At 33.9% G+C, this 25,091-nt stretch carries 22 protein-coding genes, 1 tRNA gene and 2 other annotated features; all 23 genes read right to left on the bottom strand.

Annotated elements, in window-relative coordinates; all coding sequences use genetic code 11:
• Window positions 1-3: 3 nt before the first annotated feature.
• The 23 genes from tuf (I4V16_RS15190) to I4V16_RS15080 all read right to left on the bottom strand — a co-directional run bounded on the left by tuf (I4V16_RS15190) (window position 4) and on the right by I4V16_RS15080 (window position 24,976).
• Window positions 4-1,197, bottom strand: coding sequence for an elongation factor Tu (gene tuf, locus I4V16_RS15190; protein WP_027099121.1), 1,194 nt, complete (start codon window positions 1,195-1,197; stop codon window positions 4-6).
• A 159-nt stretch (window positions 1,198-1,356) separates the two neighbouring features.
• Window positions 1,357-3,423 carry an elongation factor G gene (gene fusA, locus I4V16_RS15185; RefSeq protein WP_027099182.1) on the bottom strand — a complete coding sequence of 689 codons (2,067 nt, stop codon included), beginning with the start codon at window positions 3,421-3,423 and terminating at the stop codon, window positions 1,357-1,359.
• A 76-nt stretch (window positions 3,424-3,499) separates the two neighbouring features.
• Window positions 3,500-3,970, bottom strand: coding sequence for a 30S ribosomal protein S7 (gene rpsG, locus I4V16_RS15180; protein ID WP_027099181.1), 471 nt, complete (start codon window positions 3,968-3,970; stop codon window positions 3,500-3,502).
• A gap of 147 nt (window positions 3,971-4,117) precedes the next feature.
• Window positions 4,118-4,495, bottom strand: a complete 378-nt coding sequence (gene rpsL, locus I4V16_RS15175) for a 30S ribosomal protein S12 (RefSeq protein ID WP_027099180.1) — start codon at window positions 4,493-4,495, stop codon at window positions 4,118-4,120.
• Between the two features lie 194 nt (window positions 4,496-4,689).
• On the bottom strand, window positions 4,690-8,220 hold the full coding sequence (gene rpoC / locus I4V16_RS15170; RefSeq protein ID WP_027099179.1) for a DNA-directed RNA polymerase subunit beta': 3,531 nt from the start codon (window positions 8,218-8,220) through the stop codon (window positions 4,690-4,692).
• Between the two features lie 21 nt (window positions 8,221-8,241).
• Complete coding sequence (rpoB, locus tag I4V16_RS15165) at window positions 8,242-11,946, bottom strand: DNA-directed RNA polymerase subunit beta (protein ID WP_049177371.1); 3,705 nt, start codon at window positions 11,944-11,946, stop codon at window positions 8,242-8,244.
• A gap of 264 nt (window positions 11,947-12,210) precedes the next feature.
• Complete coding sequence (gene rplL / locus I4V16_RS15160) at window positions 12,211-12,576, bottom strand: 50S ribosomal protein L7/L12 (protein WP_027099177.1); 366 nt, start codon at window positions 12,574-12,576, stop codon at window positions 12,211-12,213.
• Window positions 12,577-12,618: 42 nt separating this feature from the next.
• Window positions 12,619-13,122, bottom strand: a complete 504-nt coding sequence (gene rplJ / locus I4V16_RS15155) for a 50S ribosomal protein L10 (RefSeq protein WP_027099176.1) — start codon at window positions 13,120-13,122, stop codon at window positions 12,619-12,621.
• A gap of 34 nt (window positions 13,123-13,156) precedes the next feature.
• Window positions 13,157-13,289, bottom strand: a sequence feature (ribosomal protein L10 leader region).
• 44 nt (window positions 13,290-13,333) lie between these two features.
• Window positions 13,334-14,023: a 50S ribosomal protein L1 gene (gene rplA, locus I4V16_RS15150; protein ID WP_027099175.1), complete on the bottom strand. Its 690-nt coding sequence runs from the start codon at window positions 14,021-14,023 to the stop codon at window positions 13,334-13,336.
• Window positions 14,024-14,075: 52 nt separating this feature from the next.
• Window positions 14,076-14,501, bottom strand: a complete 426-nt coding sequence (gene rplK / locus I4V16_RS15145; RefSeq protein ID WP_027099174.1) for a 50S ribosomal protein L11 — start codon at window positions 14,499-14,501, stop codon at window positions 14,076-14,078.
• 88 nt (window positions 14,502-14,589) lie between these two features.
• Window positions 14,590-15,111 carry a transcription termination/antitermination protein NusG gene (nusG, locus tag I4V16_RS15140; RefSeq protein ID WP_049177374.1) on the bottom strand — a complete coding sequence of 174 codons (522 nt, stop codon included), beginning with the start codon at window positions 15,109-15,111 and terminating at the stop codon, window positions 14,590-14,592.
• Between the two features lie 32 nt (window positions 15,112-15,143).
• A complete protein-coding gene (gene secE, locus I4V16_RS15135; protein ID WP_049177373.1) occupies window positions 15,144-15,371 on the bottom strand; it encodes a preprotein translocase subunit SecE in 228 nt (75 codons plus the stop codon).
• Window positions 15,372-15,422: 51 nt separating this feature from the next.
• The gene (gene rpmG / locus I4V16_RS15130) at window positions 15,423-15,572 is read right to left on the bottom strand and encodes a 50S ribosomal protein L33 (protein WP_027099171.1); all 150 of its coding nucleotides are present in this window, start codon (window positions 15,570-15,572) and stop codon (window positions 15,423-15,425) included.
• A gap of 192 nt (window positions 15,573-15,764) precedes the next feature.
• Window positions 15,765-16,958, bottom strand: a complete 1,194-nt coding sequence (gene tuf, locus I4V16_RS15125; RefSeq protein ID WP_195966925.1) for an elongation factor Tu — start codon at window positions 16,956-16,958, stop codon at window positions 15,765-15,767.
• A gap of 59 nt (window positions 16,959-17,017) precedes the next feature.
• A tRNA-Thr gene (locus I4V16_RS15120) sits at window positions 17,018-17,093 on the bottom strand.
• A 76-nt stretch (window positions 17,094-17,169) separates the two neighbouring features.
• Window positions 17,170-17,790, bottom strand: a complete 621-nt coding sequence (sigH, locus tag I4V16_RS15115) for an RNA polymerase sporulation sigma factor SigH (RefSeq protein WP_049180653.1) — start codon at window positions 17,788-17,790, stop codon at window positions 17,170-17,172.
• A 92-nt stretch (window positions 17,791-17,882) separates the two neighbouring features.
• Window positions 17,883-18,395 carry an NYN domain-containing protein gene (locus I4V16_RS15110; RefSeq protein WP_049180625.1) on the bottom strand — a complete coding sequence of 171 codons (513 nt, stop codon included), beginning with the start codon at window positions 18,393-18,395 and terminating at the stop codon, window positions 17,883-17,885.
• Between the two features lie 13 nt (window positions 18,396-18,408).
• Window positions 18,409-19,233: a 23S rRNA (guanosine(2251)-2'-O)-methyltransferase RlmB gene (gene rlmB / locus I4V16_RS15105; RefSeq protein ID WP_049180626.1), complete on the bottom strand. Its 825-nt coding sequence runs from the start codon at window positions 19,231-19,233 to the stop codon at window positions 18,409-18,411.
• A 13-nt stretch (window positions 19,234-19,246) separates the two neighbouring features.
• A complete protein-coding gene (locus I4V16_RS15100; RefSeq protein WP_049180627.1) occupies window positions 19,247-19,669 on the bottom strand; it encodes a ribonuclease III domain-containing protein in 423 nt (140 codons plus the stop codon).
• A 52-nt stretch (window positions 19,670-19,721) separates the two neighbouring features.
• Window positions 19,722-21,134, bottom strand: coding sequence for a cysteine--tRNA ligase (gene cysS, locus I4V16_RS15095; protein WP_049180628.1), 1,413 nt, complete (start codon window positions 21,132-21,134; stop codon window positions 19,722-19,724).
• Window positions 21,135-21,150: 16 nt separating this feature from the next.
• A complete protein-coding gene (locus I4V16_RS15090) occupies window positions 21,151-22,866 on the bottom strand; it encodes a proline--tRNA ligase (protein ID WP_049180629.1) in 1,716 nt (571 codons plus the stop codon).
• A gap of 79 nt (window positions 22,867-22,945) precedes the next feature.
• Window positions 22,946-23,126 (bottom strand) — a binding site (T-box leader).
• A gap of 62 nt (window positions 23,127-23,188) precedes the next feature.
• A complete protein-coding gene (ispD, locus tag I4V16_RS15085) occupies window positions 23,189-23,869 on the bottom strand; it encodes a 2-C-methyl-D-erythritol 4-phosphate cytidylyltransferase (protein ID WP_099329802.1) in 681 nt (226 codons plus the stop codon).
• A 12-nt stretch (window positions 23,870-23,881) separates the two neighbouring features.
• The gene (locus I4V16_RS15080; RefSeq protein ID WP_049180631.1) at window positions 23,882-24,976 is read right to left on the bottom strand and encodes a PIN/TRAM domain-containing protein; all 1,095 of its coding nucleotides are present in this window, start codon (window positions 24,974-24,976) and stop codon (window positions 23,882-23,884) included.
• Window positions 24,977-25,091 lie beyond the last annotated feature (115 nt).

Below are 25,091 nucleotides of genomic sequence, written 5' to 3'. Positions count from 1 at the left end.
AAATTATTCGATGATGCTAGTAACAACACCTGAACCTACAGTTCTTCCACCTTCTCTGATCGCGAATCTTAAACCTTCGTCCATTGCTACTTGAGTTATTAATTCAACGTTCATATCGATGTGATCTCCAGGCATAACCATTTCCATACCTTCTGGTAATTTGATTGATCCTGTAACGTCTGTTGTTCTGAAGTAGAATTGTGGTCTGTATCCATCAAAGAATGGAGTATGTCTTCCACCTTCTTCTTTCTTAAGTACGTATACTTGACCTACGAACTTGCTGTGTGGGTGTACTGATCCAGTCTTAGCTAATACTTGACCTCTTTCGATATCAGTTCTTTGAACACCTCTTAATAATGCTCCGATGTTATCTCCAGCTTGCGCTTCGTCTAGTAACTTTCTGAACATTTCGATTCCTGTTACTACAGTCTTCATCTTTTCTTCTTTTAATCCTACTACTTCAACTTCGTCTCCAACATGTAGGATACCTCTTTCAACTCTTCCTGTTGCAACTGTTCCTCTACCAGTGATTGTAAATACATCTTCTACTGGCATTAAGAATGGCTTATCTGTTGCTCTTTCTGGAGTTGGAATGTAGCTATCTACTGCTTCCATTAATTCCATGATGCACTTAGTAGCTTCTTCATCTGTTGGGTTTTCTAATGCTTTTAATGCTGAACCAGTTATTACTGGAATGTCATCTCCTGGGAAGTTGTATTCGCTTAATAATTCTCTAACTTCCATTTCTACTAATTCAAGTAATTCTGGATCGTCTACCATATCTGCTTTGTTTAAGAATACTACGATATAGTCAACACCAACTCTTGATGCTAGTAGTATATGTTCTCTTGTTTGAGGCATTGGACCATCTGCTGCTGAACATACTAAGATAGCTCCATCCATTTGTGCAGCTCCTGTAATCATGTTCTTAACATAGTCAGCGTGTCCTGGACAGTCAACGTGTGCATAGTGTCTGTTATCTGTTTGATATTCAACGTGTGCAGTGTTGATTGTGATTCCTCTTTCTTTTTCTTCTGGTGCCTTATCGATTTCTGCGTAATCGAATGCTTCAGCGAATCCTCTGTTTGCTAAAACTGTTGTGATTGCTGCTGTAAGTGTTGTCTTACCGTGGTCTACGTGACCGATTGTTCCAATATTTACGTGGGGTTTATTTCTCTCGAATTTTTCCTTTGCCATTGCAAATTCCTCCTTAAAATATATCAATAAATTTAAAGACTTTTTTCAGTCATTATTATAACCTATAAATATCACAATATCTATATTTATATTGTAGTTTACTTATAAATACTTATATTAATAAGTGTTTGGTGTTACCTTTATGTAACACCAAACAAACTATTTACTTCTATTTCCAGCGATTTGTTCTTGTATGCTCTTTGGAACTTCTTCGTAGTGATCGAATACCATTGCGTAAACACCTCTACCTTGAGTTCTTGATCTTAATGATGTTGCATAACCAAACATTTCAGCTAATGGAATAAATGCTCTAATTACTTGAGCTCCATTTACTGAATCCATACCTTCTAGTCTACCTCTTCTTGAGTTAACGTCACCTATAACGTCTCCCATGTATTCTTCAGGTACAGTTATTTCAACCTTCATCATTGGTTCTAATAATACTGGATCTGCTTTAGCCATAGCATTCTTAAATGCCATAGAACCAGCAATCTTAAACGCCATTTCTGAAGAATCGACTTCATGGTAAGATCCGTGTACTAACTTAACCTTAAAGTTAATAACATTGTATCCAGCTATGTTACCAGTTAAAGCTGCTTCTTGAATACCTGCATCGATTGCTGGAATGTATTCCTTTGGAATAGCTCCACCAACAACAGCATTTTCAAATGAATATTCTCCTTCAGTTGGTTCCATTTCAATTACAGCGTGACCGTATTGTCCTTTACCACCTGATTGCTTAGCATACTTAGCTTCAGCCTTAACAGCCTTCTTAATTGTTTCTTTATATGAAACTTGAGGTGCACCTACATTACACTCAACTTTGAATTCTCTTTGAAGTCTATCAACAATAATATCTAAGTGAAGTTCACCCATACCTGCGATAATTGTTTGACCAGTTTCTTGATCAGTCCAAGTCTTGAAAGTTGGATCTTCTTCTGCAAGCTTAGCTAATGCTAACCCCATCTTTTCTTGACCAGCTTTAGTCTTTGGTTCAATCGCAATGTTTATAACTGGTTCTGGGAATTCCATTGATTCAAGAATTATTGGATTATTTTCTGCACATAGAGTATCTCCAGTTGTAGTATTCTTTAATCCTATAATTGCTCCTAATTCACCAGCTTCTAGTGATTCAACTTCTTCTCTATGATTAGCATGCATTTTAACAAGTCTACCAATTCTTTCTTTCTTACCCTTAGTTGAGTTAAGAACGTAAGAACCACTTTCTATTATACCAGAGTAAATTCTAGCAAAAGCAAGCTTTCCTACGAATGGGTCAGTAGCAATCTTGAATGCTAATGCTGATAAAGGCGCTTCATCTGAAGCTTCTCTTGTAGCTGCTTCACCTTCTAAATTAGTACCTTCTACAGCAGGAATGTCTAGTGGAGATGGTAAGTATGCAACAACTCCATTAATCATTTCTTGAACACCTTTGTTTTTGTATGAAGAACCACAAATACAAGGATAAATTTCATTAGCTATTGTAGCTTTTCTTAAAGCAGCATGTAATTCATCTGCTGTTATTTCTTCACCCTCAAGGTATTTCATCATTAATTCTTCATCAGTTTCAGCTATTGCTTCTATCATAGCATTTCTGTATTCTTCAGCTTGATCTACTAAATCTGCTGGAATTTCTTCAGTTCTAACATCTTTTCCAAGATCGTCATAGAATAATATAGCCTTATTTGATATAAGATCTACCATTCCTTTAAATTGGTCTTCTGATCCTATTGGAATTTGTATTGGAACAGCGTTAGCCTTTAATCTATCTCTTACTGTTTGAACACATCTGAAGAAATCTGCTCCAGTCGCATCCATCTTATTTACATAAATCATTCTTGGTACGCCGTACTTATCTGCCTGTCTCCAAACAGTTTCAGTTTGAGGTTCAACCCCACTCTTAGCATCTAGAACAGTAACTGCTCCATCAAGTACTCTTAATGATCTTTCAACTTCTACTGTGAAGTCTACGTGACCTGGAGTATCAATGATATTTAATTCATGACCTTCCCAGAAACAAGTTGTTGCTGCAGAAGTAATTGTTATACCTCTTTCTTGTTCTTGAACCATCCAGTCCATTTGAGAAGCCCCTTCATGAGTTTCACCAATTTTGTGTGTTCTTCCTGTATAGAATAGTATACGTTCTGTAGTTGTAGTCTTACCTGCATCTATATGGGCCATTATTCCGAAATTACGGAATTTTTCTAACGGATATTGTCTTGCCATTTAATTTCCTCCTCTCAACGAGTAATTATAAATTCTAGAAAACTGTTTTGGTAAAAGAACCAAAACAGTTTTTATATTAGTATCTGTAGTGAGCGAAAGCCTTATTAGCTTCTGCCATCTTGTGAGTATCTTCTCTCTTCTTAACAGCAGCACCAGTATTATTAGCTGCATCTAATAATTCTCCAGCTAATCTTTCTGCCATAAGCTTTTCTCCTCTTTTTCTAGCAGCAGCTAGTATCCATCTGATACCTAAAGTCTGTCTTCTTTCTGCTCTAACTTCTATTGGAACTTGGTAAGTAGCTCCACCTATTCTTCTTGCTTTTACTTCTAGTAAAGGCATTACATTGTTCATAGCTTCTTCAAATACTTCTAATGCATCTTTACCAGTCTTTTGAGCCATAACTTCAAATGCATTGTAACATATTTTTTGAGCTACTCCCTTTTTACCATCTTCCATTATGTTGTTTATTAACTTAGTAACAACCTTTGAGTTGTACATTGGATCTGGTAATACATCTCTCTTTGCTATATGTCCTTTTCTTGGCACTTTTCTTCCCTCCTTAACATGATAATTTAAGTTCATCGGTACTCGGTACTATTTCGATACCGTAAAGTGCTAACTCCTTCATCTATATAAACTTAAGTTATAAATCTATGTAAATGCTGAAGATAAGCACTACAATTGGTTAAGAGACTATTTCTTCTTAGGTCTCTTAGCTCCATACTTTGATCTTCCTTGCATTCTGTTAGCTACACCAGCACAGTCTAATGCTCCTCTTACGATATGGTATCTAACACCAGGAAGGTCCTTTACTCTACCACCTCTTATAAGAACAACGCTATGTTCTTGTAAGTTGTGTCCTACACCACCAATGTATGCAGTAACTTCATATCCATTTGTAAGTCTTACTCTGGCAATCTTTCTTAACGCTGAGTTAGGCTTCTTTGGAGTAGTAGTCTTAACAACAGTACAAACACCTCTCTTTTGAGGACACTCCTTAAGTGCTGGAGCAGTTGAAGTTGTAACAGCTACTTTTCTTCCTTTTCTTACTAATTGGCTTATAGTTGGCATTCTTTCACCTCCTGAATTTTATTTATCTATTTAAATATAAAAAGATAAAACAAGTTAATTAAATTCATAAAGGCAAAGTAATAATTACTTTGCCTCCATGAAACATGTAGACAATCAAATCTATGTGAATCTAAAAATCACACATCTCGTATTTTATCATTTAAGCATACGCATGTCAATAAATTTGAATTGTATTATTCTACCTTTAATAAGCTGTCATCCATAGTTAAATCTTCTTCAACATCAAGCTTTACTGATCTGTATCTCATCATACCAGTTCCAGCTGGAATCAGCTTACCTATTATTACATTTTCCTTCAATCCAACAAGAGGATCAGTTTTACCCTTTATTGCAGCTTCTGTAAGTACTCTTGTTGTTTCTTGGAATGATGCTGCTGATAAGAAACTGTCAGTTGCAAGAGCAGCTTTAGTAATTCCTAATAGCGCTTGTTCTCCTGTAGCTTCTTCTCCACCAAACTCTCTTACCTTTTCATTTGCTTCTTCGAAGTCAAATATATCAATCATTGTTCCAGGTAATAGTTCAGTATCACCAGAATCTGTAACTTTAATCTTTCTAGTCATTTGTCTAACAACTACTTCTAAGTGCTTATCATTAATATCAACCCCTTGAAGTCTATAAACTTTTTGAACTTCACTAAGCAGATATCTTCTAGCACCATCTATACCCTTGATATTCATGATATCATGTGGGTTAACAGAACCTTCTGTAACTTCATCTCCAGCTTCTATAACATCATTATCGTTAACTTTTAGTCTTGATCCAAATGGAATATCATAGCTCTTTTCTTCGCCATCAGCTCCCATTACATATACAGTTCTCTTTTTCTTAGTTTCCTCTATTCTTACAGTACCACTAATTTCACTTACAATTGCAAGACCCTTAGGTTTTCTAGCTTCAAATAATTCTTCAACTCTAGGAAGACCTTGTGTTATATCCGCACCGGCAACACCACCTGTATGGAATGTTCTCATTGTAAGCTGAGTTCCTGGTTCACCGATAGATTGAGCAGCTATTATACCAACTGCTTCACCTATGTTTATCTTCTTAGCAGTAGCCATATTCATTCCATAACACTTAGCACATACACCTATTTTACACTTACATGTAAATACAGATCTAATTTTAACCTTTTTAACTCCTGTGGCTACTATTGTTTCTGCCATTTCTGAATCAACATAAGTATCGTTATTAGCAATAACTTCTCCTGTAGAAGGGTTTATTACATCTTCTGCAAGATATCTACCTGTTAATCTTTCAGCTAAGCCTTCAACAACTTCATTACCTTCTCTAATTTCAGATACAACCATACCATCTGTAGCGCCACAGTCTTCTTCTCTTACAATTACGTCTTGAGAAACATCAACTAATCTTCTAGTTAAGTATCCTGAATCGGCAGTCTTTAAGGCGGTATCGGCATTACCTTTTCTAGCTCCGTGAGTAGATAAGAAGTATTCAAGTACATCTAGACCTTCTCTAAAGGATGCTCTAATTGGTAATTCTATAATCTTACCAGATGGACTTGCCATAAGTCCTCTCATACCAGCTAATTGCTTAATTTGTGACTTAGAACCTCTGGCACCAGAGTCAGCCATCATAAATATTGGGTTAAATTTATCAAGGCTTTCCATTAGAGTATCAGCAACTTCTTCAGTTGTCTTAGTCCATTTTTCTATAACTCTTTCATATCTTTCATCATCAGATATGAAACCTCTTTTATACATTTTTTCAATCTTTTCTATTGTTTCATCCGCATCTCTTAATAAATCATACTTTTCTTTAGGTACAATCATATCTGATGCAGCAACAGTTATAGCTCCGATTGACGAATAGTGATATCCTAAGGCTTTTATTTTATCCAACATTATCGAAGTTTCAGTTGGACCATGCTTTAAGTAACACTTATCTATTATCTTACCTAAAGATTTCTTAGTGACTAAGAAGTCTACTTCTAAGTTAAACTCTTCATCTTTATTATTTCTATCAACAAATCCAAGATCTTGTGGAATTGATTCATTGAATATTAATTTACCAACAGTAGTTTTAATTATTCCTGTTTTTTCAACTCCATCTACAGTCTTAAATAACTTTACATGTATTTTATCATGTACTCCTATTTCTTTTAACTCATAAGCCATTATAGCTTCTTCTTTTGAGTAGAAATATTTATCTTCCTTTTCTTGTTCCTTATCTATTGTTAAATAATAAGAGCCAAGAACCATATCTTGAGTAGGAACACAAACTGGTTTACCATCAGATGGCTTTAATATGTTACCAGCCGCAAGCATTAAAAATCTTGCTTCTGCTTGTGCTTCTACAGATAAAGGTACGTGAACAGCCATTTGGTCACCATCAAAGTCAGCATTATATGCTGTACAAACTAATGGATGTAACTTTATAGCTCTACCTTCAACTAATACTGGTTGGAATGCTTGAATACCTAATCTGTGAAGTGTAGGAGCACGGTTTAATAATACCGGATGGTCTGCAATAACTTCTTCTAATACATCCCATACTTGTGGCATTACTCTCTCTACCATTCTCTTAGCACTCTTTATGTTATGAGCTATTCCATCTTCAACTAATTTTTTCATTACAAATGGCTTGAATAATTCAAGAGCCATTTCTTTAGGAAGACCACATTGGTACATTTTTAATTCTGGACCAACAACGATAACAGATCTACCTGAGTAGTCAACTCTCTTACCAAGTAAGTTTTGTCTAAATCTACCTTGCTTACCTTTAAGCATATCTGATAAAGACTTTAATGGTCTATTACCAGGACCTGTTACAGCTCTTCCTCTTCTTCCATTATCTACAAGAGCATCTACTGCTTCTTGAAGCATTCTTTTTTCATTTCTAACAATGATATCAGGAGCTCCTAAATCTAATAACTTCTTAAGTCTGTTATTTCTATTTATAACTCTTCTGTAAAGATCATTTAAATCAGATGTTGCAAATCTTCCACCATCTAATTGTACCATTGGTCTTAAATCTGGTGGAATAACAGGAATTACATCTATAATCATCCACTTTGGATCATTACCAGACTTTTTGAAGGATTCAATAACTTCAAGTCTTCTAATTATTCTTACCTTTTTTTGACCTGTACTTTGCTTTAACTCTTCTTTTAACTCTATAGATTGTGCTTCTAAATCTATTTCTCCTAGAAGTTGTTTAACAGCTTCTGCACCCATACCTGCAACAAAGCTTTCTTCACCATATTTATCTGCAGCTTCTCTATATTCTTTTTCATTAAGAAGTTGCTTCTTTAAAAGTGGTGTTTCCTTAGGATCAATTACTACGTATGAAGCAAAGTATAGTATTTTTTCTAAAGCTCTTGGTGACATATCAAGTATTAATCCCATTCTTGATGGAATTCCTTTGAAGTACCATATATGAGATACTGGGGCAGCCAGTTCTATATGCCCCATTCTCTCTCTTCTAACTTTAGCCTTTGTGACTTCAACTCCACATCTATCACAAACTATACCTTTATATCTTACTCTTTTATATTTACCACAGTGACATTCCCAGTCCTTCATTGGTCCAAATATTCTTTCACAGAATAGACCATCTCTTTCAGGCTTTAATGTTCTATAGTTTATTGTTTCTGGTTTCTTAACTTCTCCTCTTGACCATTTTCTTACTTGCTCAGGAGATGCTAATCCTATTTGTATTGCATCAAAATTATTTAACTCAAACAAGGGTATATCCTCCCTTCAAAATTAGTGTTCGTCATTAAAATCATCTAGTACTAAATCTTCTTGTAGTCCCTCGATTTGAAAACTTTCGAAATCTTCTTCTTGTTCTGGTTCTACTTCTTCTACTGTATAGCTATCATCAATTTCCGCTTCTGGTTCAGAAGTAAATTCTTCTGTTCCTTCTATATTCACCTCTAAGTTTTCCATATCTTCATCTGCAAATTCTTTTAATTGAACTTCTTGATTTTCTTCATTTAAAACTTTAATGTCTAAGCAAAGAGCTTGAAGTTCTTTAATAAGAACCTTAAATGATTCTGGAACACCTGGTTCAGGGATATTTTCACCCTTAACGATTGCTTCATATGTCTTAACTCTACCTACAACATCATCTGACTTAACAGTTAATATTTCTTGTAATGTATGCGCAGCACCATATGCTTCTAATGCCCAAACTTCCATTTCACCAAATCTTTGACCACCAAATTGAGCTTTACCTCCAAGTGGTTGTTGTGTAACTAGTGAGTATGGTCCAGTTGATCTAGCGTGAATCTTATCGTCAACTAAGTGAGCTAGCTTTAAGATATACATTATACCAACTGTAACTTCATTATCAAATGGTTCTCCTGTTCTACCATCATATAAAACAGTTTTACCATTAGCATTATAACCTGCTTTTTCAAGACATTCTTCTATATCTTCTTCAGTTGCTCCATCAAATACTGGAGTAGCTATATGCCATCCTAATTGGCTAGCAGCCCATCCTAAGTGAACTTCAAGTACCTGACCGATGTTCATACGTGAAGGAACCCCTAAAGGATTTAAACATATTTGTAGTGGTCTACCATCTGGTAAGAATGGCATATCTTCTTCAGGAAGTACTCTTGAAATAACCCCCTTGTTACCATGACGTCCAGCCATCTTATCCCCTACAGATATCTTTCTCTTTTGCGCAATATAAGCTCTTACAAGTTCATTTACGCCTGGATTTAATTCATCTCCATTTTCTCTTGTAAACACTTTAACATCTACAATTATACCAGCTTCACCATGAGGAGCTCTTAAAGAAGTATCTCTTACTTCTCTTGCCTTTTCACCGAATATTGCTCTTAACAGTCTTTCTTCAGCTGTTAATTCAGTTTCACCCTTTGGAGTAACCTTACCAACAAGAATATCTCCAGATCTTACTTCAGCACCTATTCTTATTATTCCTCTTTCATCGATATCCTTAAGTGCATCTTCACTTACATTAGGAATATCTCTAGTGATTTCTTCTGGTCCTAATTTAGTGTCCCTAGCTTCACATTCATATTCTTCTATATGAATAGATGTAAATACATCTTCTCTAACTAATTCTTCAGAAATAAGCATAGCATCTTCGTAGTTATATCCTTCCCACGTGATGAATCCCATTCTGATATTTTTACCTAATGATATTTCACCTAGATCTGTTGATGGACCATCAGCTAATACTTGATTCTTAAATACTATTTCACCTTTATCAACTATTGGACGTTGATTTATACACATACCTTGGTTACTTCTCTTAAATTTAAGTAATTTATAAGTATCAATTCCGCCATCAATATCTCTTTTAATTCTTACTTCGTTAGCACTTACATAAGTTACAACACCAGCATTCTTAGCCTTAGGAAGTACTCCTGAGTCTACTGCAGCTTTGTATTCTATTCCTGTACCAACGATAGGAGCTTGAGTCTTTAATAATGGAACAGCTTGACGTTGCATGTTTGATCCCATCAGTGCTCTTGAGGCATCATCATTTTCAAGGAAAGGTATCATGGCAGTAGCTACTGATACTATTTGTCTAGGCGATACGTCTATTAAATCTACATCTTCTGCCGGTACAACAAATACGTCTTCCTTATTTCTTACTGTTACCTTTTTATCAACAAAGTGACCATTTCCGTCAATCGGTTCTTTAGCTTGTGCAACTAAATATTGGTCTTCCTCATCTGCTGTAAAATATCTTATTTCATTTGTAATTGTATTAGTTTCTTTATCTATAATTCTATATGGTGTTTCTATAAATCCATATTCATTAACTCTTGCAAATGTTGCTAGTGAGTTGATAAGACCTATATTAGGTCCTTCTGGAGTCTCGATAGGACACATTCTTCCATAGTGAGAATGGTGAACGTCTCTTACTTCGAAACCAGCTCTTTCTCTAGATAAACCTCCTGGTCCTAGAGCAGATAATCTTCTCTTATGAGTTAATTCTGAAAGTGGGTTGATTTGATCCATGAATTGTGATAATTGCGAACTACCAAAGAATTCTTTAATAGCAGCAGCTACTGGTCTAATGTTTATTAACATTTGAGGAGTAATTGCTTCTTGGTCTTGAATAGTCATTCTTTCCTTAACTACTCTTTCCATTCTTGATAAACCAATTCTAAATTGGTTTTGTAGTAATTCACCAACTGATCTAATTCTTCTATTTCCAAGATGATCAATATCGTCAACATATCCTATATTATAAGCTAACCCAATTTCGTAACTAATAGTCGCAAAAATATCATCTCTTATAATATGCTTAGGAATTAATTTATTGATATTTTTCTTGATCTCTTCTTTTATTGAATCTTCATCAGAATAATTATCTAAGATTTCTCTTAATGTAGGGTAATGTACATATTCCTTAATATTTAAGTCTGTTACATCAAAATCAACATGCTTAGTTATATCAACAAAGTTATTACCAATTACTCTTATAACTCTATCTTCTACTAAAACATCAACTGAATTTATTCCTACATTTCTAATTTCTTCAGCAATTGTTCTACTAATTTTTTGGCCACTTTCAACCATTATTTCTCCAGTTGATGGATTAATAATGTCATTAGCAGCTATTTGATTTGCAATTCTTAAGTTTAATGCAAGTTTCTTATTGAACTTGTATCTACCTACTCTAGACAAATCATATCTTTTTGCATCAAAGAATAAAGAATCAATTAAAGATACTGCACTATCTACTGTAGGTGGTTCACCTGGTCTTAATCTCTTATAGATTTCTAATAGTGCTTCTTCCTTTGTTTTAGTATTATCTTTTTCTATTGTTGCTTTGAATCTTTCTTCTTCTCCAAAGTAATCTAATAATTCTTGATCACTTCCAAATCCCATTGCTCTTCCTAAAATAGTGATTGGTAGTTTTCTAGTCTTATCAATTCTTACATATATTACGTCATTAGAGTCAGTTTCATATTCTAACCAAGCTCCTCTGTTTGGAATTACTGTAGAAGAAAATAGTTTTTTACCACTCTTATCTCTACTATAACTGTAATATACACCTGGAGATCTTACTAATTGGCTGACTATTACTCTTTCAGCACCATTAATAATAAAAGTTCCTTGTTCAGTCATTAATGGGAAATCACCCATAAAGACTTCTTGCTCTTTTATTTCTCCTGTTTCATTGTTCTGTAATCTTACAGAAACCTTTAGTGGTGCAGCATAAGTAGCGTCTCTTTCCTTACACTCTTCCACTGAATACTTAATATTATCCATATCAAGCTTATAGTCTACGAATTCAAGTACTAGATTACCAGTAAAGTTGCTTATCGGATTGACATCATCAAAAACTTCATGAAGCCCTTCTCTTAAAAACCACTGATACGAATCTAATTGTACTTCAATTAGATTTGGCATTTCGGTTACGTCTTTAACCTTACCAAAACTCATTCTTGTTCTTTTCCCAACTTGGACAGGATGTACCATGAATCTTCACCCCTTGTATAAACTAAAATAACCAAAAGCATAGCTTCCCTAAGGACTTTATGCTTTCGGAGAACATCATCTTTTTAGTATAGCCACATTTTTATGCACCTATACACATTTTGCCATTTTTATATACTTATCCATAATGAACAGTACATTTAATGATAGTATCATATTCCCAAATTAATGTCAATATTTTTTTATTCCGTACTATTAGACAATAAAAAAGGTGCTATACAGCACCTTTTTATATTTTAAGTTAAATTACTTAACTTCTACTTCTGCACCAACTTCAGCTAATTTAGCCTTGATGTCTTCAGCTTCTTCCTTAGAAACTGCTTCTTTTAATGTCTTAGGAGCTCCGTCAACTATTTCCTTAGCTTCCTTTAATCCTAATCCAGTAAGTTCTCTTACAACTTTGATTACTTTAATCTTTTGAGATCCAGCATTAGCTAATACTACATCAAATTCAGTCTTTTCTTCAGCAGCTCCACCTGCAACTGCTGCACCTGCTACTGCTACTGGAGCAGCAGCGCTTACTCCGAATTCTTCTTCGCAAGCTTTTACTAATTCATTTAATTCTAAAACGCTCATTTCTTTTATAGCTTGAATGATATCTTCTCTTGTCATTTTAATTGCACCTCCAAAATTACTTAACACATTGTTTTGTTATTATTCAGCTGATTCAGCTTCTTTTTGATCTTTAATTGCACTTAATAAGTATGCAAGGTTTGATAAAGGAGCCTTGATACTTCCAAGAAGTTTCGCAATAAGAACTTCTTTTGATGGTATTGTAGCAAGTTGAGAAACCTTTTCTTTATCAAAGATTTGTCCTTCAACAATACCTGCTTTTAACTCAAGTTTCTTATGATCCTTAGCAAAATCATTTAAGATTCTTGCAGGAGCAGTAGCATCTTCATATCCGAATGCTATAGAAACTGGTCCTTCTAAATATTCAGAAATAGCTTCTAATCCTAATTCCTTAGCAGCTAATGTTACTAAAGTATTCTTGTATACTTTATATTCAACACCAGCTTCTCTTAAGTTCTTTCTTAATTGAGTATCTTCTTCAACAGTAAGACCTTGATAGCTTGCAAGAATTACAGATTGTGACTTTTCTAACTTTTCTTTGATTTCAGCAACCTTTGCTTCTTTCATTTGTCTGTTCTTGTTCATTACTGTGTGTCCACCTCCTCACAGTTTATAACTGCTTAATATTAATAAAGGTCTTCCCGTAGACAAGGAAGACCTAAAGTAAACATAACTAACTTTATTGGTACCTCGGTAGGTTGTTATACGTTATGCAATGCACCTACTGTCTACGGAAATAATATTATCTTTTTAACAACACAACCGATTATAACATCTAATTCAGTTCAAGTCAAGACTATTCTAAAACTTTTACTGGATTGATCTTAGCTCCTGGTCCCATTGTGCTTGAAACAGTTACTGATTTAACATATTGTCCCTTAGCTGCTGCTGGCTTAGCCTTAATTAAAGCTTCCATTAATGCGTGGAAGTTTTCCTTTAACTTTTCAGCACCGAATGACTTCTTACCAATTGGACAGTGAACTATAGCAGTCTTATCAACTCTATATTCAACCTTACCAGCCTTAATGTCAGCAATTGCTTTAGCAACATCAAATGTTACTGTTCCTGACTTAGGGTTTGGCATTAATCCCTTAGGTCCAAGTATTCTACCTATTCTACCAACAACACCCATCATATCTGGAGTTGCTACAACTACATCGTAGTCGAACCAGTTTTCTGATTGGATCTTTTGAACTAATTCTTCAGCTCCGACAAATTCTGCTCCTGCCGCTTCTGCTTCCTTAGCCTTATCTCCTTTAGCAAATACTAATACTCTTACAGTCTTACCAGTTCCGTTTGGTAATACAACTGCTCCTCTAACTTGTTGATCTGCATGTCTTGGATCTACCCCAAGTCTTACATGTAATTCGATAGTTTCATCGAAATTAGCTTTTGCAGTTTTTACAGATAGCTCTAAAGCTTCTGCTGGATTGTATAAAGTATTCTTATCTATTAACTTTGCACTTTCAACATATTTCTTTCCCATAATAAGCCTCCTTTGTGGTAATAACGGCCTAGACCTCCCACGAATTTATGAATTACTCTTCGATAGTTACACCCATACTTCTTGCAGTACCTTCGATCATGCTCATAGCAGCTTCGATTGTAGCAGCATTTAAGTCTGGCATTTTTAATTCAGCAATCTTTCTTACTTGTTCCTTTGTTAACTTACCAACCTTAGTTCTGTTTGGTACACCTGAACCGCTTTCTAATCCTAATTCTTTCTTAATTAGAACTGCAGCTGGAGGTGTCTTTAATATGAAACTAAAAGATCTGTCTTGGTATACTGTGATTACTACTGGTATTATTAATCCAGCTTGATTTGCAGTTTTAGCATTAAACTCCTTACAGAATCCCATTATGTTTACACCATGTTGACCTAATGCTGGACCAACTGGTGGTGCTGGTGTAGCCTTACCTGCTGCAAGTTGAAGTTTAATCATTCCAGTTACTTTCTTAGCCATTTGTTATTCCTCCTATACTGTGGTGATTACGGATTTTTTCAATCCTCCCACTTAATTAAAAAACATTAGTTAATAATTTATATAACTATTAAACTAACTTCTCGATTTGATTAAAATCTAGTTCGGCTAAAGTTTCTCTACCGAACATATCTACTGATGCTTTTATTTTATGCTTTTCAGCATTAATTTCTTGCACTAGTGCAACGAAATCTCTTAATGGTCCTGATATTACTCTAACCCCTTCGCCTACTTCTAAATCAATTTCCTGTGGAAGTTCAACAATTCCCATAGATTCAATTTCTTCTTCAGTAAGCGGAACCGGTTTAGATCCAGGTCCAACAAACCCTGTCACTCCTCTGGTATTTCTTACTACATACCAAGATTCATCTGACATTAGCATTTTTATTAGCACATATCCAGGAAATTTCTTTTTCAAAGTTACTTTTTGTTTACCATCTTTTTCTTCAACAACTTCTTCCATTGGCACTTGTATATCAACGAATAATTCTTGAAGATTTCTATTTTCAATAGTTTTTTCAATAGTAGCTTTTACTTTGTTTTCATATCCTGAGTATGTATGTACTACATACCATCTTGCTCTTTCACTCATATTTATTCCGGTGATATCCACCTAAACCTCCCTTACTTAAGTTTCAAAATCACTTCAAAGAGGTTTTGAAAAATATAATCGAATCCGCCTATTATTACAACATAGATTAAGACGAACACAGCTACAGCAATTAATGCTTTTTTAGTTTCATTTTTAGAAGGCCAAGTTATTCTTTTAACTTCTGCCTTAACCTCTCTAAAAAACTTAAATATACCGCCTTTTTTAGCAGCATTGGATTTAGCTTTACTATTGTCAGCCATTTTATCACATCCTTAAAATTGGTAAGTATGTGTCTTTACTTAAATCGCTAATTACTTAGTTTCTCTATGAAGAGTGTGCTTCTTACAGAACTTGCAATACTTTTGCATTTCCATTCTGTCTGGGTTGTTCTTCTTATTCTTCATTGAGTTGTAGTTTCTTTGCTTACACTCTGTGCATGCTAAAGTTATCTTTACTCTCACGGTCTGCACCTCCAGTTATTCCTATATATTATATTTTAAGAGACAATTTCTCTTACTGTTTCAATTAATTTTGTAATTATGAGTTACTTTTCCACATTATCATAAAAGTTGTCTACTGTCAATATGGTGTTCCTTTGCAAAGGACTAGGTATTAATACCCAGTCCTAATACTTTAAACCAATTTTATCTCAATTATTCGATGATGCTAGTAACAACACCTGAACCTACAGTTCTTCCACCTTCTCTGATCGCGAATCTTAAACCTTCGTCCATTGCTACTTGAGTTATTAATTCAACGTTCATATCGATGTGGTCTCCAGGCATAACCATTTCCATACCATCTGGTAATTTGATTGATCCTGTAACGTCTGTTGTTCTGAAGTAGAATTGTGGTCTGTATCCATCAAAGAATGGAGTATGTCTTCCACCTTCTTCTTTCTTAAGTACGTATACTTGACCTACGAACTTGCTGTGTGGGTGTACTGATCCAGTCTTAGCTAATACTTGACCTCTTTCGATATCAGTTCTTTGAACACCTCTTAATAATGCTCCGATGTTATCTCCAGCTTGCGCTTCGTCTAGTAACTTTCTGAACATTTCGATTCCTGTTACTACAGTCTTCATCTTTTCTTCTTTTAATCCTACTACTTCAACTTCGTCTCCAACATGTAGGATACCTCTTTCAACTCTTCCTGTTGCAACTGTTCCTCTACCAGTGATTGTGAATACATCTTCTACTGGCATTAAGAATGGCTTATCTGTTGCTCTTTCTGGAGTTGGAATGTAGCTATCTACTGCTTCCATTAATTCCATGATGCACTTAGTAGCTTCTTCATCTGTTGGGTTTTCTAATGCTTTTAATGCTGAACCAGTTATTACTGGAATGTCATCTCCTGGGAAGTTGTATTCGCTTAATAATTCTCTAACTTCCATTTCTACTAATTCAAGTAATTCTGGATCGTCTACCATATCTGCTTTGTTTAAGAATACTACGATATAGTCAACACCAACTCTTGATGCTAGTAGTATATGTTCTCTTGTTTGAGGCATTGGACCATCTGCTGCTGAACATACTAAGATAGCTCCATCCATTTGTGCAGCTCCTGTAATCATGTTCTTAACGTAGTCAGCGTGTCCTGGACAGTCAACGTGTGCATAGTGTCTGTTATCTGTTTGATATTCAACGTGTGCAGTGTTGATTGTGATTCCTCTTTCTTTTTCTTCTGGTGCCTTATCGATTTCTGCGTAATCGAATGCTTCAGCGAATCCTCTGTTTGCTAAAACTGTTGTGATTGCTGCTGTAAGTGTTGTCTTACCGTGGTCTACGTGACCGATTGTTCCAATATTTACGTGGGGTTTATTTCTCTCGAATTTTTCCTTTGCCATTGTAATTCCTCCTTACTATTTCTTAAATAAACTTTGCCTAGCGTTCACTGCTTATTTCGTGGAGCTCACGATCGGGATTGAACCGACGACCTCCGCCTTACCAAGGCGACGCTCTACCGACTGAGCTACGTGAGCACTCATATATTGACTTTTTCAATATACCAATTATAAAGTTTACTATCAAATTTTTTATTTGTCAATAACAAATTAACTACTCCAAATGCAAGCATTTTTCAAGCTTTCTCTTAACTCTTTGTAGTGCATTATCTATAGATTTAGCATGCCTATCCAAATCACAAGCAATCTCTTGATAAGATTTACCATCTAGATAGGATGTAAGTACCTCTAATTCTAAATCAGATAGCACTTTTGATATTTCTCCCTCAATATGCTCCATTTGCTCTTGGCTTATAACTAGTTCTTCCGGATCAGTTATCCTAAATCCAGCTAGTACATCTAAAAGTGTCCTATCTGACTCTTCTTCATAAATTGGTTTATTTAAAGACACATATGTATTTAGGGGAATATGTTTTTGCCTTGTCGCCGTCTTAATTGCTGTTATTATTTGTCTTGTAACACATAGTTCAGCAAATGCTTTAAAGGAGGTTAACTTATCAGGTTTAAAATCCCTTATGGCTTTATAAAGTCCTATCATACCTTCTTGATATATATCTTCTTTATCAGCACCAATCAAAAAGTAAGATTTAGCTTTTGACTTCACAAAGTTCTCATACTTAGATATAAGATACTCTTGTGCTCTTACATTACCGTTTTTTGCTTCTAAAACAACTTCTTCATCTAACTTTTCATCAAACTCTGAATAGTTTTCCATCAAATACCCTTCGTTAAACACTTCTCCCCCTCCGAACTATGATATTATATAATTAAAATTATACTCTACCCTATTAATTTAAGTCAACTTTTTCACTTGCTTCTTCGCATATCTTCTAACTTTTTAAGCACTTCATTATCAATATTATCTTGCAAGTGATTTTTATTAGGATTTTTAATTTTTTCAGACTTAATTCGTATATTTTTTTCGGTTTTCATAACCTCATTGTAGAATTCAAGAGATGACATTCTAATTGCACCCCTTTGAAATATAGTCTGTTGTTCCATCCAATCAGATGTAACTACATACACTTCATACTTTCTACCTACATTATGAACTTCTTTTTCTATATAACTATCTGCTGTTTGACCATCCTTCGTAAAAACAATAGTTAAGTTTTTATTTTTTTCTTCCTTCTTTTCTCTATTGCCAGCAACCTTATATCCGTCAAAAACTAATATAACTTTGCAGTCACTATAGGAACCATAATTATGCATTATGTCAATCAGCTTTTCCCTTGTACCATCAAAAGTATACTCTTTATCAGTCTTTAAATTAGGCCAACTATTAAGTACATTATACCCATCTACAAATACTAACTTCACAAGTATCCCTCATTTATTTAATTAATCTTCCTTTTAACACTTCATACATCATTATACCCCCTGCAACAGAAGCATTCAAAGAGTTAATTTTTCCTACCATAGGTATCTTAACCAACTTGTCACACTTTTTAAGAGTAAGTTTAGATATCCCCTTACCTTCACTTCCAACAATAATTGCACATGGTCCTGAAAAATTCACTTCATAGCTATATTCCACACCATCTATATCAGCTCCATATACCCATATACCTTCCTCTTTCAACTCATCTATAACCTTATTTATATTAGTTACCTTTGCCACCTTCATATGCTCTATTGCACCAACTGAAGACTTATATACAGTAGAAGTAACACCTACATTTCTTCTTTTAGGAATTATAATTCCATGAACTCCACATAACTCAGCCGTTCTTATTATAGAGCCAAGATTGTGAGGATCTTCTATTTCATCTAATATTACAATAAACGGTGCTTCTCCCTTTTTCTTTGCAAAATTTAATATGTCAGATACTTCGTAGTATTTATACGGAGTAATCCTTACAGCTACACCTTGATGTACTACCCCTCCACATAATGAATCCAACTTTTTTCTATCAACTTCTTTTATAACTAACTTTTTTTCTTTTGCCAAAGAAATAATACTATTTATTGATCCTTCAGTCTGTCCCTTGGCTATGTATAATGCTTCAATTGTCCTGTCACTTTTAATAGCTTCTGTAACTGCATTCCTCCCAGCTATTAAATCTTCTCTTTCCTCTACAATATGATTTTCGCCTCTAACTGACTTTTCTTTATATTTATTTACAGTATTTACATTATTTTTTTCTCTTTTAGCCATGTAATTTACTCCTTTAACCTTCGTTATCTATTATTTCGATACTTTTATTCATTATATAACTTAATCTTTCCTTATTTCCTATTAAATATATATATCCAATTAAGCTTTCAAAACCAGTTGCCATTCTATAATCCCTAACATCTGCATTCTTAGGTACAGTGGCTGATTTAGTGTTTCTTCCTCTTTTAAATATATATAACTCCTCTTCTGTAAGCTCATCTTCCAATTTATGCATAGCCAATGATTGACTCTTAGCCTTTACGTATCCTATAGCTTCTTTATGCATTTTATGTGCTGATAATTCAGAATTGGAAGATAATATATAATTCCTTATAAACACTTCATAAACCCCATCTCCAACCAATGCAAGTTGAAGTGGATTTAACATTCTAGCTTCATCTTTATTAAATTCTCTTACTCTTAAATCCTCTAACATTTTATTCTCCTTTAAATAAGGGTTGCAAATCTTGCAACCCTTAATAAACATTTTAATTTACCTTTTTCCATCTAACTCCCTGTGGAGTATCTTCAAGCACAATTCCCCTAGCCTTCAAATCATCTCTAATTTTATCAGCTAATGCAAAATCTCTATTCTTTCTTGCATTTTGTCTTTGTTCTATTAGTTCTTCTATTTCGCTCTCAAGATCACCTTTTGTTGATTTTTGTAGTATTCCTAAAGGACCTCCTAACTCTCTCATCAATTCTAGGGCCTTTGTAGCTAATTCCTTTGAAGAATTAACAGTTATATTAGTATTTATATCCTTAGATAATTCAAATAATACAGTTAATGCGTCAGCAGTATTAAAATCATCATCCATCTTCTGAATATATTTTTCTCTATACTTATCTAAAGAATCCAAATAACTCTTCTCTTCTTCATTCATTTCTTCTTTAGAAACTTCACCTATTAAGTTTTCTAAATTAGATACTGCATTATATAATCTATCCATAGATGCTTTAGCTGAATCTAATAACTCTTTACTAAAGTTAATTTGTATTCTATAATGTGCCGACATCATAAAGAATCTAATTACATCTGCATCATATTCTTTTAATATATCCCTAGCTGTGAAGAAATTATTTAAAGACTTAGACATTTTTTGATTATTTACATTTACATAAGCAGAATGTAACCAATAATTAGCAAATGTCTTACCAGTTAATGCTTCACTTTGAGCCACTTCATTTTCATGATGAGGAAATGCTAAATCCATTCCTCCAGCATGAATATCAATTGTTTCTCCTAGTAACTTTTTAGCCATACATGAACATTCAATGTGCCATCCAGGTCTTCCTTTGCCCCATGGACAATCCCAAGCAGGTTCTCCTGGCTTTTGAGCTTTCCAAATAGCAAAATCCATCGGATCCTTTTTTCTTTCATCTGCCGCAGATGAAGTTCTATTACTAGCTCCCATTTGAAGGTCCTCTAAACTTTGTCCTGAAAGCTTACCATACTCTTCAAACTTCTTAGTATTAAAGTATACATCTCCATCTACTTCGTAGGCATATCCCTTTTCTATTAGCTTTGATACAAAATCAATAATATCATCTATAAATTCTGTAGCTCTTGGGTTTACAGTTGCTCTTTCAATATTAAGTGCATCAGCATCAGTATAATATTCTGATATATACTTATCTCCAATGTCTTTTACTGTTGTACCCTCTTCATTAGCTTTATTTATCATTTTATCATCTATATCAGTAAAATTTTGTACAAACTTAACCTTATATCCTCTATACTCTAGGTATCTTCTAATTGTGTCAAACACAATAAAAGTTCTACCATTTCCTATATGAAAAAAGTTATATACTGTAGGACCACAGACATACATCTTCACTTCACCTGGAGTAATAGGTATAAATTCTTCTTTTTTTCTTGTCAGAGTATTATATAGCTTCATCTTTTATCCTCCTAAATTACTTTAATTTAAGGTTGTTTTCTTCAAATAATGCTTTTACTCTATTACAAACATCTTCTATATTAATTACTTCATTATCTCCGCCAGCTCTTAACTTAAATTCAACAGCCCCTTCACTAATCTTCTTACCTACAGTAACTCTCATAGGTATTCCCATTATTTCAGAGTCCTTGAACTTAACACCAGCTCTTTCATTTCTATCATCCATTAAAACTTCCACACCTAGGTCTTTTAATGAATTGTATAATTCTTCTGCAACCTTCATTTGTTCTTCATCTTTTATATTTACAGGAATTACTGACACATGGTATGGTGCAACAGATAATGGCCATACTATACCATTTTCGTCATTGTGTTGCTCTATAACTGATGCCATTGTTCTTGTAACACCTATTCCATAACATCCCATTAGGAATGGTTTTTGTTTACCATCTTCAGCTATAAAGTTAGCATTCATTGCTTCAGAATACTTTGTTCCAAGTTTAAATATGTGACCAACTTCAGTCCCTCTTGAAATAGTAACTTCCTTTCCACAGGATGGGCATTTTTCCCCTGCAGTTATGTTTCTATAGTCTCCAACTTTTCCTTCAAAGTCTCTACCATAGTTAACATTCTCTATGTGATATCCAGTTTCATTTGCTCCAACTATAAAGTTATACATATTAGCAACTTCTTCGTCAACTAATAGTTCATCAACCTTTATACCTATTGGTCCTGCAAATCCAACTTTTGCAGATGTAGCATTAAACACATCTTCTGATGTTGCCATATCTAAATTAACAACTCCACCTAAGGCATTAGATACTTTAACTTCATTAACTTCTCTATCACCCCTAACCATTACAGCTACTATCTTTCCATCTGCATTAAATATTAAAGTCTTTGCAAACTTCTTCTCAGTAGTATTAAAGAACTTAACTAAATCTTCTATTGTTCTTGCATCTGGAGTTTCAACTTTATTTAATTCTTTTAATTCCTCTGCTATTGCTTTTTCTGGAGTTGACGGTGCTTTTTCAATATTGGCAGCATAATCACAGTGATTACAGAACACTACATCATCTTCCCCAACTTCTGACTTAACCATAAATTCAGCTGAGTTTGATCCTCCAATTGCACCTGAATCTGCTTCTACGCATTTTGCATCTAATCCGCATCTGTTGAATATTTTAACATATGCATCATGCATTTTATTATATGAAAGATCTAATCCTGCTTGATCTTTATCAAAGCTATAAGCGTCCTTCATAACAAATTCTCTACTTCTCATAACCCCAAATCTAGGTCTTCTTTCATCTCTATACTTAGTTTGAATTTGATATAAATTTACTGGTAATTGCTTATATGACTTAATCTCATTTCTAGCTATATCAGTGAATACTTCTTCATGAGTTGGCCCAAGACAAAAATCTCTATTGTTTCTATCTTTTAATCTGAACATTTCTGCTCCATAAACATCCCATCTACCTGATTCTTGCCATAATTCAGCTGGTAGTAACGCAGATGCTAAGAATTCTTGAGCCCCTGCAGCATTCATTTCTTCTCTGATTATATCTTCTATATTTTTTAAAACCTTAAGTCCTAGTGGCATATAGTTATATACCCCAGAAGCCATCTTTCTCATCATTCCTGATCTAAGCATTAACTTATGGCTTTCTATTTCAGCTTCTGCTGGAACTTCTCTTAATGTTAGCATTAACATATTTGACATTTTCATAATAAACTTCCTCCTCGTATCATTCTATATGTTTTAACAAATTAATCTACCTTTAAAATAAAAAAATCCGCCCTAAATATATTAGGGCGAATTATTAATCGCGGTACCACCTAAATTGATTCTCTAATAATGATAACGGTATTAAACCGATAGTTTTTGCCTATTGCTCCGAAGCTGGTTCAAAATCTATTGAAAATCTTACAGCCAAGGATTTTCTCTCTGAAAGTGCGATTTTTACTATTCTTCATCATTGCTTTTTACATAAACTTTTATAATTTTTTTGTAATATTTATTATAACTTGTAGGTAAAAAGGTGTCAACTCTAGTGAAAATCTTTAGCCAAATACTGAGCTATAATTAAATCTTCTGGTGTTGTAACTTTAATATTAGTATATTCACCATCATATAAATACACCTTATTTCCGTATAATTCTACCACCATAGTATCATCAGTTACTATCTTACCCTCAGATCTAACACTCTCATGACATCTCATAATTAAATCATAATTAAAAACTTGAGGAGTTTGCACTGATACAAGGGTACTTCTATCAGGAGTATCTACTGAAAAAGATTCATCATCCTTAACTTTAATTGTATCTTTAGGCATAACTCCTGGGGCAGTAGCCCCATACTTTCTGGCATTATCAATACCATCTTTTATCATTCTTTCACTTACAAAAGGTCTTGCACCATCATGAATTAAAACTATATCTGTATTATTTAACACCTTTAATCCATTATAGACAGAATCCTGCCTTTCTGCTCCACCCTCTACAATATAATCTACCTTTAACGAATACTTATTAAGTATTTCATTTTTACAATACTCAATTTCATTTTTAGGCAATACTAATACAACTCTATCTATTAAAGTACAATTAATAAATCTTTTTAACGTGTAGTAGATTAAGGGCTTATCATTGATATGAATAAATTGCTTACTCACATCTGCACCCATTCTTTTTCCTCTACCACCTGCTAAAATAATCGCAGATATCATATTAATCCTCTCTTAGCTATCTTTTGGTTTGGCAAAAATCATTCTTCCAGCAGCTGTTTGAAGGACAGACGTAACAATAACATCTATTGTTGATCCTATATGCTTTTTACCGCCTTCAACTACTATCATTGTTCCATCATCTAAATAAGCTACACCTTGACTTGATTCCTTACCATCTTTAACAACATCTACAGTCATCTCTTCACCAGGAATTACTACAGGTTTTACTGCATTTGATAGTTCATTTATATTTAATACTGGCACACCTTGAACTTCTGCTACTTTATTTAAATTAAAATCATTTGTAACTACTTTTCCACTTAAAGTTTGTGCAAGTTTTAATAGTTTACTATCCACCTCTTCAATCTTCGGGAAATCACCTTCCCAAATTTGAGTTTCTATAGGTAGTTCCTTTTGAATCTTGTTTAGTATATCTAGTCCTCTTCTACCTCTATTTCTTTTTAATCCATCTGATGAATCCGATATGTGTCTTAGTTCATCTAATACGAAATTAGGTATTACTAAAGGTCCTTCCACAAAACCAGTTTGACATATATCAAAAATTCTTCCATCTATAATTACAGATGTATCTAGGACTTTAGGTATAGTTTTTATAGTAGTTTTTGTTTTCTTTTCTTTAACGCTACTATTCTTTTTAAGTCCAACTAATATATTTGTTATATCATCCTTTTTCTTTATCATAATATCCATTCCAATTATTGCTGCAATTACATTTATTAACACTACTAATAACGGCCCCATTATTGGATGAAAATCCATTACAGGTCTAGTTAATAACGTAGTAATAATTAAAGTAATTAAAGCACCTATTGCACCATAAGCAATTTCGCTAATTGTTAACTTTTGAATATTTTTTTCAATATAATCAATTAAATTAGATATTGCTGTATATATCGCAGGTGAAATAAGATAAAAAATAAGACCAAATAATAAACAAATAAGAACTATAAATAAGACCGAACCATAAGTTTTTGAAAGAATACCTAAACTTTGAACTTTATCAATTTTTGCAATGGCATCTCCAACAACATAACCAATAATTAGTCCTGCTACAGAAAACAACCCTCTAATTAATTTTTTAAGCATTTTACCACCTCCTTATATAATTATTGACAATTTATTTTATTTAAATCCTCACTGTATTAGGATTTATTTACATTATATCATACCAAAGTATACTCTAGTTAAAATATGTTTTAAA

Origin of the sequence: Clostridium sp. 1001283B150210_160208_E6 (genome assembly GCF_015669365.1) — a bacterium.
In the GTDB taxonomy this organism is placed as follows: Bacteria; Bacillota; Clostridia; order Clostridiales; family Clostridiaceae; genus Clostridium; species Clostridium paraputrificum.
The sequence above is the reverse complement of the archived record's forward strand: the minus strand, read 5'-3'. Positions and strand labels throughout refer to the sequence as shown.

Excerpts from the sequence above, each read along its gene's own strand:
- tuf (WP_027099121.1), bottom strand. The coding sequence starts at position 1,197 with ATGGCAAAGGAAAAATTCGAGAGAAATAAACCCCACGTAAATATTGGA.
- fusA (WP_027099182.1), bottom strand. The coding sequence starts at position 3,423 with ATGGCAAGACAATATCCGTTAGAAAAATTCCGTAATTTCGGAATAATG.
- rpsL (WP_027099180.1), bottom strand. The coding sequence starts at position 4,495 with ATGCCAACTATAAGCCAATTAGTAAGAAAAGGAAGAAAAGTAGCTGTT.
- rpoB (WP_049177371.1), bottom strand. The coding sequence starts at position 11,946 with ATGGTACATCCTGTCCAAGTTGGGAAAAGAACAAGAATGAGTTTTGGT.
- rplL (WP_027099177.1), bottom strand. The coding sequence starts at position 12,576 with ATGACAAGAGAAGATATCATTCAAGCTATAAAAGAAATGAGCGTTTTA.
- rplJ (WP_027099176.1), bottom strand. The coding sequence starts at position 13,122 with ATGAACAAGAACAGACAAATGAAAGAAGCAAAGGTTGCTGAAATCAAA.
- rplA (WP_027099175.1), bottom strand. The coding sequence starts at position 14,023 with ATGGGAAAGAAATATGTTGAAAGTGCAAAGTTAATAGATAAGAATACT.
- rplK (WP_027099174.1), bottom strand. The coding sequence starts at position 14,501 with ATGGCTAAGAAAGTAACTGGAATGATTAAACTTCAACTTGCAGCAGGT.
- nusG (WP_049177374.1), bottom strand. The coding sequence starts at position 15,111 with ATGAGTGAAAGAGCAAGATGGTATGTAGTACATACATACTCAGGATAT.
- secE (WP_049177373.1), bottom strand. The coding sequence starts at position 15,371 with ATGGCTGACAATAGTAAAGCTAAATCCAATGCTGCTAAAAAAGGCGGT.
- tuf (WP_195966925.1), bottom strand. The coding sequence starts at position 16,958 with ATGGCAAAGGAAAAATTCGAGAGAAATAAACCCCACGTAAATATTGGA.
- sigH (WP_049180653.1), bottom strand. The coding sequence starts at position 17,790 with ATGGAAAACTATTCAGAGTTTGATGAAAAGTTAGATGAAGAAGTTGTT.
- rlmB (WP_049180626.1), bottom strand. The coding sequence starts at position 19,233 with ATGGCTAAAAGAGAAAAAAATAATGTAAATACTGTAAATAAATATAAA.
- I4V16_RS15100 (WP_049180627.1), bottom strand. The coding sequence starts at position 19,669 with ATGTTAGAGGATTTAAGAGTAAGAGAATTTAATAAAGATGAAGCTAGA.
- cysS (WP_049180628.1), bottom strand. The coding sequence starts at position 21,134 with ATGAAGCTATATAATACTCTGACAAGAAAAAAAGAAGAATTTATACCT.
- I4V16_RS15090 (WP_049180629.1), bottom strand. The coding sequence starts at position 22,866 with ATGAAAATGTCAAATATGTTAATGCTAACATTAAGAGAAGTTCCAGCA.
- ispD (WP_099329802.1), bottom strand. The coding sequence starts at position 23,869 with ATGATATCTGCGATTATTTTAGCAGGTGGTAGAGGAAAAAGAATGGGT.
- I4V16_RS15080 (WP_049180631.1), bottom strand. The coding sequence starts at position 24,976 with ATGCTTAAAAAATTAATTAGAGGGTTGTTTTCTGTAGCAGGACTAATT.